The 1,201-nt window shown below is 49.6% G+C and carries 1 protein-coding gene and 1 pseudogene; both read left to right on the top strand.

Features of this window, described 5'->3' with window-relative positions:
* Window positions 1-481 (top strand): annotated as a pseudogene (locus tag Q0369_RS01200) (tRNA (N6-isopentenyl adenosine(37)-C2)-methylthiotransferase MiaB); the annotation flags it as partial.
* A complete protein-coding gene (locus Q0369_RS01195) occupies window positions 462-1,115 on the top strand; it encodes a lysophospholipid acyltransferase family protein (protein WP_298094864.1) in 654 nt (217 codons plus the stop codon). The pseudogene Q0369_RS01200 and the gene Q0369_RS01195, both read left to right, overlap by 20 nt.
* Window positions 1,116-1,201 lie beyond the last annotated feature (86 nt).

The raw sequence follows: 1,201 nt of genomic DNA, 5'->3' as shown, positions 1-1,201 counted from the left end.
CGGATATACCAAGCAGTGGTATCTGGACCGCGCGCTTAAACTGCGCCAAAGCTGCCCGGGCGTGGCGATTAGCACCGATATCATCGTGGGCTATCCGAGCGAGAGCGAGGATGATTTTGCTGAGACGATGGAAGTATTGGAGGCGGTGAGATTCGAGCAAGTTTTTTCCTTTAAATTTAGCCCGAGACCGCTCACGCCAGCGGCAAGCTTAAAGCCGTTGGATGATGAAATTTCAAGCGAAAGATTAAGCAGGCTGCAGAACGCTCACGCTAAAATTTTAGACGAGATCGCAAGAGCGCAAAAAGATAAAATTTTCGATGTATATTTCGAGGAGCTGCGCGAGGGCAGCACCGCGTGCGGTAGAAGCTTTTCAAATTTTTTAATCTGCACGCAAGGCGGCGAAGAGCTGCTAGGCAAAACGCGCAGAGTGCGTATCGAAAAGACCGCCAGAATGGCGCTTTATGGACAAGTTATCGCTTAAAAAGCGGTTGTTTTTCCGCGTTGCCGAATATCTCATTTTTATCCTGATTTGGTGTATTTTTTTAACGTGCAGGGTTAAATTTACCCCCACGAAGCTGCCCGAAAAGCCCTGCGTCGTCGTATTTTGGCATGGAAGATTAGCGATGATGAGCTTTGCTTATAGGCGCTGGTGGTTGCGGGATTTCGGTAGCAAGCGGCGCGCCAAGGTCATCATCAGCGATCACAAAGACGGCGAGATAATTACGCGTGTGATCTCGCATTTTGGCATCGGTGCGATCCGAGGTAGTAGCTTTAAGGGCGGCGCACGCGCGCTTATGGGTGCGATCAAAGAGATAAAAAATGGCACCGACGTCATCATTACTCCCGACGGACCGCGCGGCCCGCTTCACAGCGTCGCCGACGGAGCTGTGATCCTTGCGCAGCGGCTAAACTTAGACATTTACGCGCTAAATTATGAAGCGAGCAGCTTTTGGAAATTTCGTAGCTGGGACGAGATGGCATTGCCAAAGCCGTTTTCGCGCATAAATTACAGCCTTAGCGCGCCGCTAAATTTGGTGGGGCTTAGCCTCGATGTGGGCAAAGAGGCGATCAGGCAACTGCTTTTTGCAAGCGCCGAGCAGGACGCTAAATTTTAGTTTGAAATAATAGTGTTTCGGTATAATTGCGATTTTAGGAGAAAAAATGGCACTATTTAAAGCAAAATCATTCCTCGGCGTCGCTA

The sequence above is a fragment of the uncultured Campylobacter sp. genome (genome assembly GCF_938030685.1).
Taxonomy (GTDB): Bacteria; Campylobacterota; Campylobacteria; order Campylobacterales; family Campylobacteraceae; genus Campylobacter_B.
The sequence above is the reverse complement of the archived record's forward strand: the minus strand, read 5'-3'. Positions and strand labels throughout refer to the sequence as shown.